Raw genomic sequence first — 12,768 nt, 5'->3', positions numbered from 1 at the left:
CAGGTCATGAAAAAAACAGCTTTAACATTCGGATTATTCTCATTAGTAATAGTTGCAACTTCTTTTGCATTACCAGCTTCAACAACTCTTTCTAATGAAAAAGTTAGCATAATTCCCCCTGTGGATGGTTCTACTGGAGGAGGAAGAAAACAAGATAATCCACGTATCGCTAGTAATAAGATTGTAGTTAAAAATAATGAATTAGCTTTTGCTAATATCAATCAATCTTTTGGTGGTTCTAAGAAAATAGACTAATTAGAAGAAAAATATTTACAAAATTCTTTAGGCTGCCAATTTTTTTGGCAGCCTTTTTTTATGTTTATAGTTTTAGTATTTTTGGTAAAATTCAAAACTTGCATTGAAAAGATATTATCCAATATTATTGTTTTTATTGTTGATTTTTTCAGGTTGTACCCAAAAGAAAAAATCAAAGGAACTAACTTCAGTGCAGGATAGTCTTCCTATTTATTTGTCATTGGCAAATGATATTCAGATCAATTATGCCCTTAAACAACAATATGCTCAGAAGGCATTTTCTATCGTAGTTAAACAAAAAAATGACTCTATTAGCAGGTTTAATTTGTTTAAGATTGCCAATAGGTATTATAATATGAATGATTTTAAATCATATCATGAAATTTCACAATTAGTTTTAGATAGGTCCATAAGTAGCAAAGATTCGACAAGCATTGCAAAAGCTTATATCTATCTAGGGGATTATTATAGTTCAAGAGTGATTTCTGACAGTGCTTTTAGAAATTATTTTTTAGCGCAGAAGATTTATTTGCAAATTAACGATCAATATAATTTGGCAAAAACCTTATTAAGCAAAGCGAGTCTGCAATATAACGAATCAGATTTTTTTGAAAGTGAAATATCTGTATTCAAAGCTTTAAGCATATTAAAAAACCAGAAAAATGTAAATGACCAGCTTTATGAATGTTATAATCTGCTGGGTATTTTATATAATGAGAGGGGAGAATATGAAAAGGCACTCGAATATCAGAATAAAGCTTTAAACACTTTAAATGATAAATCGATTTCAGCCGATCTTCAGCTCAAAGCTACTTCTTTAAATAATATCGGATTTGTTTACATGCGTATGAAAAACTATAAACAAGCCATTATTTATTTTGAAAAAGGACTTCAAGAAAAAAATCTTTTCGAAGAAAAAACTATTTTATACGCCATGTTACTCGATAATTTGGCTTATTCAAAATTGAAATCAAAACGATTAGATGGGCTTCCAGATCAGTTTTACAGATCTCTAAAAATTAGAGACAGTTTGGGGTTGAAAATGGCTAAAATATCTAATCAAATTCATTTGTCTGAATATTATGCAATTAAAAGAGATACTTTAAGGGCTATACAGTTTTCGAAACAAGCTTTGTTTCTTTCACGTTCGTCAGATAAATTGGCGAATACCTTACTCGCTTTAAAACAAATCGCTCTGGTGGATCCTGGAAATGCATCTAAATATTCAAAAGAATATATTCAATTAAATGATAAAATGCTAAAAGCAGAGCGAAATATGGGAGAGAAATTCTCTCGCATTGAGTACGAAACCAACGAAATTAAAGACCAGAATTCCAGTCTTCAAGAAAAAAATAAAACTTTGGTTTATGTATTTAGTATTTGTACATTACTCGGCCTGTTTTTTTATGTTTACAAAACGCAGCAAGCCAGAAATCGAGAATTGCTTTTTAAACAGCAGCAGCAGATTGCAAATGAAGATATTTACAATCTAATGATTTCGCAGCAGAACGAAATTGAACTTACTCGAATTAAGGAAAAGAAGAAAGTTGCGCAAGATTTGCACGATGGTGTTTTAGGACGCATGTTTGGAATTAGGATCAGTTTGGATAGTTTAGATAAGTTGGATGAATCTGACGCTATTGCTAAGAGAAAAAAATATCTTGCCGAACTAAAAAATGTAGAGCAGGATATTAGAGAAATTTCGCATGACTTAAATAGAGAAAAGTCAGAATTAATTAATAATTTTGTCTCTATTTTAGGAAAACTGTTTGAAGATCAAAGAAATACGTATAGTTCGAAGCTGATTACTACTTTTGATCCTGATATTAAATGGGATTTGATAAGTAATATTGAAAAAATCAATTTGTATCGAATTGTTCAAGAAGGACTCCAAAATTGTAATAAATATGCCAATGCTGATATTATAAAAGTGGAGTTTAAAAACGAAAATAATAATTTGGTTTTAACCATTGAAGATGACGGAATTGGATTTAATACCAATAAGACCAAAAACGGAATTGGTCTGCATAATATAGAATATCGTGCAAAAGAATGTAAGGGTACAGTTACGATCAAATCTGCCAAAGGAGAAGGAACAATTCTCACTATAAAAGTCCCAATAGAGCCAAATAATAACCTGCATAATGACATTTGATTTAACAGCCTCAGTTCCACAATTAGTTAGAAAGAATATTTTAATAGTAGATGACCATCCATTTATTATTGAAGGCTATAAAAATGCTATAACTCGTTATAATCCAAAACAATATGAGTTCTTAATTTCACAGGCGCATGACTGCAAATCTGGTTATGATATAATTGAAAGCAATAGCACGCCTGAGTTTGATATCGCTTTTTTGGATATCAGTATGCCTCCTTACGAAGAAAAAGAGATATTTTCGGGTGAAGATCTGGCAAAATTACTTTTGAAAAAAATGCCTTCGTGCAAGATTATTCTTTTGACGATGTATACCGAATTGCTGAAAATTAAAACCATTATCAGAACAATTCAGCCAAACGGATTGATCATTAAAAATGACCTTACTTTTGACGAATTACTCTTGGCTTTTGATAAGGTAATGAAAAATGAAAAATATTATAGCCAGTCCGTTGTAAAGATGCTGAATCAATCTACGCATAATGCAATAGAGATCGATCAATATGATAAACAGATATTAATTCATTTAGAAAAAGGAACTTCAATTCAAGAAATGCTTCAGGTTATTCCGATTTCATTAAACGCCATAGAGAAACGAAAAAAACATTTAATGGAATTGCTAAAAATAAGAAGCGGTTCTGATCAAGATTTGATTAAAGAAGCAAAAAGCAAAGGACTGTTTTAAAATTTTAGACTTTAGAGTTCAGATTTTAGATTTTTAAAACAAAACTTAGTAATAAAAAATCCTATCAGGTTCTTTAAATCTGATAGGATTTTTTATTTATTCTACTGCTGTGTACTGCGACCGAGACTGAAAACTCAAAACTATTCCGTCAAAGCATCCCATCCGCGTGCTTTTAAAGCGATTTTTGTGTTGGCGCGGGTTACAAGATGGATTCCTTCATTTTCTTCTGCCATATGTCCGATAACAGAGAAATTCGGATTTCCTTTTATTTTGTCAAAATCATTAATGTCAATCGTAAATAAAAGTTCATAATCTTCACCGCCATTTATGGCAACTGTTGTACTGTCAATATTGAATTCTTCGCAAGTAGAAATAAACTGGGGATCTAATGGAAGTTTGTCTTCATATAAATTACAACCCACTTTAGATTGTTTGCAGATATGAATAATTTCAGAAGATAATCCGTCTGAAATATCAATCATTGCCGTTGGTTTTATGTCTAAAGCATGAAGTAGCGTGCGTACATCTTTTCGTGCTTCAGGTTTCAATTGGCGTTCTACCAAATAAGTATAAGGATCTAAATCGGGCTGATTGTTTGGATTAACCTGAAAAACTTGTTTTTCGCGTTCCAAAACCTGCAATCCCATATAAGCTCCACCAAGATCTCCCGTTACAACCAATAAATCTGTTTTTTGAGCCCCGTTTCTGTAAACCAGTTCGTTTTCGTCAGCTTCACCAATTGCAGTAATGCTGATAATTAATCCTTTTTGAGATGAGGTTGTATCTCCGCCAATAACATCAACTTTATATTCTTTTGCGGCATGTGTAATTCCTGCAAACAATTCCTCTAGAGCTTCAAGAGGAAAACGATTAGAAACAGCAACCGAAACCGTAATTTGAGTCGGTTTTGCATTCATGGCACAAATGTCTGATACATTTACCACAACTGCTTTATATCCTAAATGTTTCAAAGGCATATAAGCCAAATCAAAATGAACTCCTTCAATTAATAAATCGGTAGAAACTACTACTTTTTTGTCTTTAAAATCAAGAACAGCAGCATCATCGCCAATACTTTTTAAAGTAGATTCTTGAGTAACGTCAAAGTTTTTGGTTAAATGTTCAATTAAACCGAATTCGCCTAATTGCGCTATACTAGTTCTCTGCTGATTTTTATCTTCTATCATTTCTGTTAAGTTCCAAAGTTATTAAGGAGCAAAGGTACAAAGGATTTTTTTTAAAGAGGCTAAGATTCTTAGATACTAAGGTTCTAAGTTTTTTATTCTGTAGAGACGCACCGCGGTGCGTCTTACGTCCTGTATATACTCATTGTTTAACACATACTGTGTGTAGACGCACTGCAGTGCGTCTCTACGTTTGTCAGCAGAAAAAAAATTTTTTTCATTTATTTTTTGCTGCTGACAAACTGTTGTCACCGGCCCATTTTACTTTTGAAGTATTAAAAATATTTAAACTTTAAAACCATGAAAACATTAGAAGCACAAGTTATTACTTCAGAAGATTTATTAAAACACTGGCAAGGACACAGAGCACTTACACGTCGTTTAATTGAGATTTTTCCGGAGAAAGATTTTTTCGAATTTTCAATTGGCGGAATGCGTCCTTTTGCAAAATTGGTAGATGAACTTTTGGCAATTGCCGTTCCAGGGCTAAAAGGAATTGTGACTAAACAAACGGAAGCATTTTCAGAAGGAAAAGACAATTTGATTTTCAAAGCGCAATATTTGGAAAAATGGGATGAAGCTACAGAAGAAATCAATAAATATTGGGAAAAATTATCGGTTGAGGATTTTAGCGAGACCTTTAATCTTTTTGGACAATATGAATTTCCTGTAATTCAGAATATCCTATATTTTATTGATAATGAAGTGCATCACCGAGGACAAGCTTACGTGTATTTAAGAGCTTTAAATATCGAACCGCCATTTTTCTGGGAGAGATAATTAATGATTTTTTATTAACTTAATATCAGAAATCTAAAACTAAGATTATGAGCTTAAAGAAGATAATGTCAAATTACGCAGATTACAATTTATGGGTAAATCAACAATTGGTGAATTGGCTTTCGCCGAAATCAGATGAATTGCTTTATGCAGAAGTGCCGTCGAGCTTTTCTACTATTATGAAAACACTTGATCATATCTGGTCTACTGAAGAATATTGGTTTTCTGTTATTTCCGAATCTTCATTAGCAGAAAAGAAAGCAGAAAGCGATTTATCAAAAGAGGAGATATTTGCTGGATTATTAAATTCGTCTACAAAATTGAAACATCTTATTAACTCATTATCTGAAGAAGATTTAATGAAAGAAGTTAAAATTGTAAATCCGTGGTTTGAGTGCGAATTGCCAATTTCCGAATATTTAATCCAGGTTATAAATCATGGAACGTATCATCGCGGCCAGATTGTAACAATTGGGCGAAATGTCGGAATTACAGATGCTTCAAACACCGATTATAATTTCTATAATGTCGTAAAACAGAAATAAATAAAAAAACTCCTGAGATTATATTCTCAGGAGTTTTTTTTATAAAAGTCTCTTTCTGTTGATTTCCAATAATTCCAAGACGTTGGTTTTTAATATTTCAGGTTCGAGAATTTCTGCATAATCTCCATACATAAGAAACCATCTCGGAAAAGCATTATTAATATCTCTAGACATAAAGGTCATTTCGATTTTTTCACCTACATCTTTTTGCGAAATAAAGCCATGATATTTTCTCTCGGTTGACAAATATCGTGCTATTTTGCGGTCAATTAAAATACGAACTTTTGTTGTTGGGCAGGTTTCCGTTTTAGTTAAATAGGTTTCTAAAGCATCGTGTTCGATCGTAAAATCTACATCGGTTTTTTTTATTTCCTGAATTCTATCGGTTCGAAATTGTCTGTAATCTTTTCGAAGATGACAATAACCCAGAAAATACCAGTTATTATTATCATGAAAAACGCCTATTGGCTCAAGGTTACGCTGTGTTGTTTCGTCTTTATCAAAAGTTTTATAAGTTAAAAGAATTTGCTTTTTCTCTGCAATTCCTTCAAAAAGAACGGACAAAGTGTTGGGCGAATTATCATTAAACATTGGTTCTGCATCCTGCATTACAATTCTAGATTCGATGCTCGAAAGATAATCTTTGTCGTTACTTCTTAAAACCGATTTCAGTTTGTACATCGCCGACGCGTAGTGTGTTCCCAAAGAAGGATCGGTAAATTTTTGCATTAATTTTTCGGCAGCAATAAAACTGCTTACTTCTTCGCGCGTAAACATTACTGGCGGGAGTCGATAACCATCCATCAATGCATAACCAACTCCGGCTTCGCTATAAATAGGAACTCCCGAAGCTTCCAAAGTTCGAATGTCTCTATAAATGGTTCGCAAACTGCATTCAAAACGATCGGCCAATTCTTGGGCTTTTACAATCTTTTTAGATTGCAATTGAATAAGAATAGCGACAATCCGGTCAAATCGTTTTGGAGTTTCGTCAAGCATTTTTTTAAGATTCTAAGGTTCTGAGTTGCGGAGACTCTAAGTTTTTTGCTAATTCAAAGATACAAATGTAAAAAGTAAAGAGAATAAAAAAAGCTGTTCTAAACTAGAACAGCTTTTACTTTATAAGTCGAATGAATTGAAACATTTTTTTTTGCATCTTTACAGAATTGTAGTATTAAATCTTAGCGTAAAAAATGAAGTTTCCTTTTGAGCCAGTTATTTTTGGTTATGAAATCAATATCCATTTAGTTTTAGAATATCTGGCATTTTTTTTAGGATATCGTTATTATGTTTTTTTGAGAAAAAGAACCAATGATACTATTGTTTCTTCCAATAGATTATCTATTATATTGGGAGCTGCAATTGGAGCTTTTTTGGGTTCTAGAATTATGGGTTTTCTAGAAAATCCTGTTTTTCATCTTGATGCAAGATCAATTTTAGAACTCTTCAATGCGAAGACCATTATGGGAGGATTGTTTGGCGGACTTTTAGGCGTTGAAATTGCGAAGAAGATTATAGGAGAAAAAGAGTCATCGGGTGATTTATTTACCTTTCCGATTATTCTAGGAATTTTTATAGGTAGAATAGGCTGTTTTTTATCTGGAACCAATGAGTTTACATATGGAAAAGAAACAAACTTTTTTACGGGTATGAATCTTGGCGACAATATTATGAGGCATCCAATTGCCTTATATGAATTAATTTTCCTGATTATTTTGTTTTTTGTTCTCAAGAAATTAAAAAATAGAGATATAAAAAACGGACTTATATTTCAGTATTTTATGATTGCCTATTTTGCATTTCGCTTTTTTGTAGAATTTCTGAAACCCAATTACTTCCTGATTTTTGGAATAAGTTCGATTCAGATTTTATGTTTGATTTGTCTGCTCTATTATAACAAAACAATTTTAAATTTATTTGTAAAAAATGCCAGTTAGAAAATATACTTATTATGACTTTACATTAAGCCTTTGTCCAGAATGCTTAAAGAGAATTGATGCTAAAATTGTTTTTGAAGACGAGAATGTCTACATGCTTAAAAGATGTCCGGAACACGGAAGCTCTAAGGTTTTGATTGCGGACGATATTCAGTATTACAAGAATATCCGAAACTATAATAAACCATCTGAGATGCCGTATACTTTTAATACAAAAACGCATTATGGTTGTCCGTACGATTGTGGTTTATGTCCAGATCATGAACAGCATTCTTGCCTAACAGTTGTTGAGGTTACAGATCGCTGCAATCTGACATGTCCGACTTGTTATGCCGGTTCATCGCCTAGCTACGGTAGACACAGAACTCTTGAAGAAATAAAAGCAATGCTCGATACGGTTGTTAAAAACGAAAAAGAACCAGATGTCGTACAGATTAGTGGAGGAGAACCAACCATACATCCTGAATTTTTTGAAATTTTGGATTATGCAAAATCAATTCCGATAAAGCATTTAATGCTAAACACAAACGGAATTAAAATTGCAAAAGACAAAGAATTCGTTCAGCGACTAAAAAGCTATGCTCCAGATTTTGAAATCTATCTTCAGTTTGATTCTTTTGAAAATAGTGTATTGCAGGAGTTGCGTGGAGCCGATTTAAGTGAAATAAGAAAACAGGCTTTAGAAAATCTAAATGAAGTTAATTTATCTACCACTTTGGTTGTTACGCTTCAAAAAGGATTAAACGATCATGAAATCGGTAAAATTGTTGAGTTTGCACTAAAACAAAAATGTGTTCGAGGCGTTACATTTCAGCCAACTCAAATTGCGGGCCGATTAGAGAATTTTAATTTAGAAACCGATCGGATGACATTAACAGAAGTAAGAAGAAAAATTCTGGAGCAAACCACAGTTTTCAATTCAGATGATTTACTTCCTGTTCCCTGTAACCCTGACGCTTTAGTTATGGGTTATGCGTTGAAGTTAGGAGACGAAGTTTTTCCGTTAACGCGATATATTAATCCCAATGATCTATTGGACAATAGTAAAAACACTATTATTTATGAGCAAGACGAAGTGCTTCGAGGTAAAATGATAGATTTGTTTAGTACAGGAAATTCTGTAGAAGTAGCACAAGAAAACTTGAAATCGATATTATGCTGTCTTCCTAATATTGATGCACCAGAATTAGGATATGACAATCTGTTTAGAATTATTATCATGCAGTTTATTGATGCCTATAATTTTGATGTAAGAGCAATAAAAAAATCATGTGTGCATATTGTCAATAAGGATAATAAAATAATTCCTTTTGAAACCATGAATTTGTTTTACAGAGATGATAAAGTAAAAAGATTAGAAGAATTAAGAACTAACATATAAGAATATGACAGCGCTAGAAGTAGGTAATTTAAGTGGTTTGGTCGCAATTTTTGTAGCGATAATGGTTGGTCCACCAATTTTAATGACGATCATTGGTTTTGCAGTTAAGAAAAATAGTCCCAATGGAGCAAAGGTTTGTTTTATTATTGGAGCCCTATATCTGATTATTGGATTAGGAATATGCGGAACACTTCTGTCCTAAGAAAATTCAAAAAACAATAGAATTTCTTGACAAATAAAAAAGCTGTTCCAAATTGAAACAGCTTTTCGATCGTTAAATCGCAAAAAAAAAAATTAAAATCTATACAAAACTCCAAATTGAGGTTGATTGAAAATGTTTTCAAATAAGTTGATGTTTAATTGAAAAGTATCAGACGATGGACCATTTTCTGGAGATACGCTATTGTAAGCCAAAACATTTGCTAGAACAAAAGTTACTGCAATATTTTTAGTCACAAAATAATTTAATCCAACATTGATGTCAGCTGTTAAGCTATTGTCTGTATCGCTGCCAACTAGAGGAGCTTCAGTTTTGTTTCTTCCATAGCCCAAACCAACTTCAGCATAAGTTTTAAAACGTTTTTTGTCTAACTCCAAGAAATAATAACGAGCAAAAGCGCCAACTCCAAAAACATTAGTTTCTATCTGAGTAGTTTCTACTTTATTACTTGAGTAATTTAATTTGGCTCCAACTGCAAATTTATCATTTAACAAATAGCCAAACTTTGGACTAAAGCCATAGTAATCTGCGTCACCGCCTGTACTAATTTTAATAGAACCTTCAAGAAACATATCTCCTTGTTGAAAAGTCACACCTTTTGCAGAATTCATTTCAGCTTCAGCTTGATCTTCTTGTGCGTTTGCAAAACAAAAGGTAAAAAGGGCTAAAATAACTGATAATTTAGTTTTCATAATCTTAAAAAATTTAATTGTTTGTAAGATTAAAAATACATTTACTGTTTTTAAAAAACCTTAAGTTTAGTTGAAAGCGTTAAAAAACAATTTATTAGGTTAATATTTACATAAATTAGTAAGTTTTTACTTGTTTTAATTTCAATTTAAAAAACGTAATCTGAAACAAAAAACCCGATAACTTTCGTCATCGGGTTAGTCTATTATCTTATTTCTTTACTCTTTTATCAAAAAAGAACTAGTCATTCAATTTCAAAACAGCCATAAATGCTTCTTGCGGAATCTCAACGTTTCCTACTTGACGCATACGTTTTTTACCTTTTTTCTGTTTTTCAAGCAATTTACGCTTACGCGAAATATCTCCACCATAACATTTTGCGGTAACGTCTTTACGAAGTGCCTTAATCGTTTCACGAGCGATAATTTTTGCCCCAATTGCAGCCTGAATCGGAATGTCGAATTGCTGTCTTGGGATAAGCTCACGTAATTTCTCGGTCATTTTTTTACCGATATTGTAAGCGTTATCTTCGTGAATCAATGCAGAAAGTGCATCAACTGTCTGAGCATTCAAAAGAACGTCCAATTTAACCAATTTCGAAGTTCTCATTCCGATAGGAGAGTAATCGAAAGAAGCATAACCTTTAGAAACCGTTTTTAAACGATCGTAAAAATCGAATACAATTTCCGCCAAAGGCATGTCAAAATTCAATTCAACACGTTCTGTTGTTAAATAAGTTTGGTTGGTAATTAAACCACGTTTTTCGATACATAAACTCATTACGTTTCCAACAAAGTCAGATTTTGTAATGATAGTAGCTTTGATATATGGCTCTTCAACTCTATCCAGTTTTGAAGGCTCTGGTAAATCTGAAGGATTGTTTACAATTAACGCTGTTTCGGGATGTTTTTTGGTGTAAGCCAAATACGAAACGTTAGGAACTGTTGTAATAACCGTCATGTCGAACTCACGCTCTAAACGTTCCTGGATAATTTCCATGTGAAGCATTCCTAAGAATCCGCAACGGAAACCAAATCCTAATGCCGCAGAACTTTCAGGAGTAAAAACTAACGAAGCATCATTCAATTGTAATTTTTCCATTGAAGAACGTAAATCTTCGTAATCTTCTGTGTCAACAGGATAAATTCCGGCAAATACCATTGGTTTTACATCCTCAAAACCAGTAATCATATTGGTAGTTGGTACTTTTGCATCTGTAATCGTATCACCAACTTTTACTTCACGAGCTTCTTTAATTCCAGAAATCAAGTAACCAACATCTCCTGCCGAAACTACATTTTTAGGAACCTGATTTAATTTTAAAGTTCCAATTTCGTCAGCAAAATACTCGTTGTCTGTAGCCATGAATTTAATTTTCTGGCCTTTTTTTATTTCACCATTTACAACTCTAAAGATTACTTCAATTCCACGGAACGGATTATAAACCGAGTCAAAAATTAAAGCTTGTAAAGGCTCATCAGGATTTCCTTTTGGAGCAGGAATTTTTTCGATAATGGCAGCAAGAATGTTCTCAACACCAAAACCAGTTTTTCCAGATGCGTGAATAATATCTTCTAATTTACAACCTAGTAAATCGATAATATCATCACTAACTTCTTCTGGATTAGCACTTGGCAAATCGACCTTGTTTAAAACTGGGATAATTTCTAAGTCGTTTTCAAGAGCTAAGTATAAGTTTGAAATCGTTTGTGCTTGAATACTTTGAGCTGCATCAACAATCAAAAGCGCACCTTCGCAGGCAGCGATTGATCTTGAAACTTCGTATGAAAAGTCAACGTGCCCAGGAGTATCAATTAAGTTTAAGATATATTCTTCACCCTTGTATTTGTATTCCATCTGGATGGCATGACTCTTAATGGTAATTCCACGCTCGCGCTCCAGATCCATGTTGTCAAGCAATTGTGCTTTTTCTTCACGAGCTGTAACGGTTTGTGTTGCGCCTAGTAATCTGTCCGCCAATGTACTTTTACCGTGGTCAATGTGTGCAATAATGCAAAAGTTACGTATCTTCTTCATTTTATATATCAGTTCTCTATAACGAGTTTTAGTATTTTTTGGGTGTAAAACGGCCTAAAGCAATTGCTTTAAAGCATGTTATTAAGGCGCAAAGATAGCGCAAAGTTTTGGATTCTGGAATCTAGATGTTGGATAGTTGATTGGAAAGAATCAAAAATGATATTAAAATTCAAAATTGAATCCTTTTTCTGTTAATTTCTTATACATTTCGGGGTCAAATTTATAAAGTTTGGCCGCTCTGTGCGAAACATCTTTTTGTTTTTCATCCAATGCCGTCAGTAGTTTCATGTGAAGCACTTTTCGTCTAAAATTAGATTTATCCAATTCGATTCCAAGAATTTCTTCGTACAAATGCATTAATTGCAATAGCGTAAATTTTTCTGGAAGAAGGTTAAAACCAATTGGAGCCTGACGAACTCTATTTCGCAATTGCAATAAACTGAAATCAAGAATTTCGTTATGGTCAAAAATCAAATCTGGAATTTCGTTTATCTTGAACCACTTTGCTTCAAAAACCTTTAAACTGGCTTTAATATTATAATCTTCTCTATTGACCAATGTATAATAACCAATAGTAACCACACGTCTTTCCAGGACACGTTGCGGATTTGTAAAGGCTTTTAATTGTTCCAAATAGATGTTTTCAAGACCCGTAAGTTCTTGTAAAATTCGTTGGGCAGCATTATCTGCACTTTCGTCTATTTGAAGCCATCCGCCAAGAAGTCCCCATTTGCCTTTACTTTCTCCTTCGGCATGTTGCACCAAAAGCACTTCGAGGCTCTCTTTGTTAAATCCGAAGAAAACACAGTCAATCGTGATTCCGTCTACTGCTGGTTTGTGTTGGTTAGTAGTTATTTCAGTCAATTTGTTGTTGTCGTGTTAGTATTGTGTATTGA

The 12,768-nt window shown here is 33.0% G+C and carries 13 protein-coding genes; 8 read left to right on the top strand and 5 right to left on the bottom strand.

Going from position 1 to position 12,768, the window contains the following annotated elements; translation table 11 throughout:
• Positions 1 to 6 precede the first annotated feature (6 nt).
• From ACFO3N_RS13630 to ACFO3N_RS13620, 3 genes are all read left to right on the top strand, one after another.
• Positions 7 to 255 carry a hypothetical protein gene (locus ACFO3N_RS13630; protein WP_379798532.1) on the top strand — a complete coding sequence of 83 codons (249 nt, stop codon included), beginning with the start codon at positions 7 to 9 and terminating at the stop codon, positions 253 to 255.
• 103 nt (positions 256 to 358) lie between these two features.
• Positions 359 to 2,410, top strand: a complete 2,052-nt coding sequence (locus tag ACFO3N_RS13625) for a tetratricopeptide repeat-containing sensor histidine kinase (RefSeq protein ID WP_379798530.1) — start codon at positions 359 to 361, stop codon at positions 2,408 to 2,410.
• A complete protein-coding gene (locus ACFO3N_RS13620; protein ID WP_379798528.1) occupies positions 2,400 to 3,098 on the top strand; it encodes a response regulator in 699 nt (232 codons plus the stop codon). The genes ACFO3N_RS13625 and ACFO3N_RS13620 overlap by 11 nt, the downstream gene beginning before the upstream one ends.
• Positions 3,099 to 3,238: 140 nt before the next feature.
• On the opposite strand, the gene thiL is transcribed toward ACFO3N_RS13620, so the two are convergent.
• Positions 3,239 to 4,285, bottom strand: coding sequence for a thiamine-phosphate kinase (gene thiL / locus ACFO3N_RS13615; protein ID WP_379798526.1), 1,047 nt, complete (start codon positions 4,283 to 4,285; stop codon positions 3,239 to 3,241).
• 297 nt (positions 4,286 to 4,582) lie between these two features.
• Between thiL and ACFO3N_RS13610 the strand changes: the two genes are divergently transcribed.
• A complete protein-coding gene (locus ACFO3N_RS13610; protein WP_379798524.1) occupies positions 4,583 to 5,062 on the top strand; it encodes a DinB family protein in 480 nt (159 codons plus the stop codon).
• Positions 5,063 to 5,109: 47 nt separating this feature from the next.
• A complete protein-coding gene (locus ACFO3N_RS13605; protein ID WP_379798522.1) occupies positions 5,110 to 5,607 on the top strand; it encodes a DinB family protein in 498 nt (165 codons plus the stop codon).
• 39 nt (positions 5,608 to 5,646) lie between these two features.
• Here ACFO3N_RS13605 and ACFO3N_RS13600 read toward each other — a convergent pair whose 3' ends face one another.
• On the bottom strand, positions 5,647 to 6,606 hold the full coding sequence (locus tag ACFO3N_RS13600; protein ID WP_379798520.1) for a helix-turn-helix transcriptional regulator: 960 nt from the start codon (positions 6,604 to 6,606) through the stop codon (positions 5,647 to 5,649).
• Positions 6,607 to 6,800: 194 nt separating this feature from the next.
• Between ACFO3N_RS13600 and ACFO3N_RS13595 the strand changes: the two genes are divergently transcribed.
• Genes ACFO3N_RS13595 through ACFO3N_RS13585 form a run of 3 tightly spaced genes read left to right on the top strand, consistent with a single transcriptional unit; the run spans position 6,801 to position 9,127 of the window.
• The gene (locus ACFO3N_RS13595) at positions 6,801 to 7,544 is read left to right on the top strand and encodes a prolipoprotein diacylglyceryl transferase (RefSeq protein WP_379798518.1); all 744 of its coding nucleotides are present in this window, start codon (positions 6,801 to 6,803) and stop codon (positions 7,542 to 7,544) included.
• The gene (locus ACFO3N_RS13590) at positions 7,534 to 8,925 is read left to right on the top strand and encodes a radical SAM protein (protein ID WP_379798516.1); all 1,392 of its coding nucleotides are present in this window, start codon (positions 7,534 to 7,536) and stop codon (positions 8,923 to 8,925) included. The genes ACFO3N_RS13595 and ACFO3N_RS13590 overlap by 11 nt, the downstream gene beginning before the upstream one ends.
• Positions 8,926 to 8,929: 4 nt before the next feature.
• Positions 8,930 to 9,127, top strand: coding sequence for a hypothetical protein (locus tag ACFO3N_RS13585; protein ID WP_095928472.1), 198 nt, complete (start codon positions 8,930 to 8,932; stop codon positions 9,125 to 9,127).
• 92 nt (positions 9,128 to 9,219) lie between these two features.
• On the opposite strand, the gene ACFO3N_RS13580 is transcribed toward ACFO3N_RS13585, so the two are convergent.
• The 3 genes from ACFO3N_RS13580 to ACFO3N_RS13570 all read right to left on the bottom strand — a co-directional run bounded on the left by ACFO3N_RS13580 (position 9,220) and on the right by ACFO3N_RS13570 (position 12,736).
• Positions 9,220 to 9,837, bottom strand: coding sequence for an outer membrane beta-barrel protein (locus ACFO3N_RS13580; protein WP_250834843.1), 618 nt, complete (start codon positions 9,835 to 9,837; stop codon positions 9,220 to 9,222).
• A gap of 238 nt (positions 9,838 to 10,075) precedes the next feature.
• On the bottom strand, positions 10,076 to 11,872 hold the full coding sequence (lepA, locus tag ACFO3N_RS13575) for a translation elongation factor 4 (RefSeq protein WP_379798513.1): 1,797 nt from the start codon (positions 11,870 to 11,872) through the stop codon (positions 10,076 to 10,078).
• Positions 11,873 to 12,034: 162 nt separating this feature from the next.
• The gene (locus ACFO3N_RS13570; RefSeq protein ID WP_379798511.1) at positions 12,035 to 12,736 is read right to left on the bottom strand and encodes an NUDIX hydrolase; all 702 of its coding nucleotides are present in this window, start codon (positions 12,734 to 12,736) and stop codon (positions 12,035 to 12,037) included.
• Positions 12,737 to 12,768 lie beyond the last annotated feature (32 nt).

The organism is Flavobacterium chungangensis (assembly GCF_042654045.1).
Classification (GTDB): Bacteria; Bacteroidota; Bacteroidia; order Flavobacteriales; family Flavobacteriaceae; genus Flavobacterium; species Flavobacterium chungangensis.
Note: the sequence above shows the minus strand (reverse complement) of the source record. Positions and strands in the feature narration are given on the sequence as shown.

Bases quoted from the DNA above. Each gene is read 5' to 3' on its own strand.
- ACFO3N_RS13630 (WP_379798532.1), top strand. From the start codon at position 7: ATGAAAAAAACAGCTTTAACATTCGGATTATTCTCATTAGTAATAGTT.
- ACFO3N_RS13620 (WP_379798528.1), top strand. From the start codon at position 2,400: ATGACATTTGATTTAACAGCCTCAGTTCCACAATTAGTTAGAAAGAAT.
- thiL (WP_379798526.1), bottom strand. From the start codon at position 4,285: ATGATAGAAGATAAAAATCAGCAGAGAACTAGTATAGCGCAATTAGGC.
- ACFO3N_RS13610 (WP_379798524.1), top strand. From the start codon at position 4,583: ATGAAAACATTAGAAGCACAAGTTATTACTTCAGAAGATTTATTAAAA.
- ACFO3N_RS13605 (WP_379798522.1), top strand. From the start codon at position 5,110: ATGAGCTTAAAGAAGATAATGTCAAATTACGCAGATTACAATTTATGG.
- ACFO3N_RS13600 (WP_379798520.1), bottom strand. From the start codon at position 6,606: ATGCTTGACGAAACTCCAAAACGATTTGACCGGATTGTCGCTATTCTT.
- ACFO3N_RS13595 (WP_379798518.1), top strand. From the start codon at position 6,801: ATGAAGTTTCCTTTTGAGCCAGTTATTTTTGGTTATGAAATCAATATC.
- ACFO3N_RS13590 (WP_379798516.1), top strand. From the start codon at position 7,534: ATGCCAGTTAGAAAATATACTTATTATGACTTTACATTAAGCCTTTGT.
- ACFO3N_RS13585 (WP_095928472.1), top strand. From the start codon at position 8,930: ATGACAGCGCTAGAAGTAGGTAATTTAAGTGGTTTGGTCGCAATTTTT.
- ACFO3N_RS13580 (WP_250834843.1), bottom strand. From the start codon at position 9,837: ATGAAAACTAAATTATCAGTTATTTTAGCCCTTTTTACCTTTTGTTTT.
- lepA (WP_379798513.1), bottom strand. From the start codon at position 11,872: ATGAAGAAGATACGTAACTTTTGCATTATTGCACACATTGACCACGGT.